Origin of the sequence: Streptomyces carpinensis (genome assembly GCF_002154505.1) — a bacterium.
Taxonomy (GTDB): domain Bacteria; phylum Actinomycetota; class Actinomycetes; order Streptomycetales; family Streptomycetaceae; genus Streptomyces; species Streptomyces carpinensis.
In genome coordinates this window covers 386-683 of the sequence record NZ_MUBM01000678.1, presented here as the reverse complement: position 1 = coordinate 683, position 298 = coordinate 386, and the positions used below count along the sequence as shown (strand labels likewise).

At 73.5% G+C, this 298-nt stretch carries 1 protein-coding gene; it reads left to right on the top strand.

Annotated features, from left to right (window positions below; translation table 11 throughout):
* Positions 1-142 precede the first annotated feature (142 nt).
* Positions 143-298, top strand: a 156-nt coding sequence (locus BZY54_RS54390; RefSeq protein ID WP_244217710.1) for a TetR family transcriptional regulator, incomplete at its 3' end; no start/stop codon positions are given.

Genomic DNA, 298 nt, shown 5'->3' with positions numbered 1-298 from the left:
GGCACCCCGGACCTGAACCCCGGGGTGGCCCGCCCAGATGGCAGATTCTGCCACACAGGCATAGCCTGCCGACGTGATCAGCTCCACCCCCGCTCCTCGCAGGCCCTCCTCCCTGACCGAGCGCCGTAAGGCCGCGACGCGCATGGAGATCGCCCGGGCGGCGGCCCGCCTCTTCGTGACCCAGGGCCTGCGTGCCACCCGCGCCGAGGACATCGCCCAGGCGGCCGGCATCGCCCCGCGCACCTTCTACCGCTACTTCGCCACCAAGGAGGAGGCCGTGGCCCCCCTCTACGCGGCG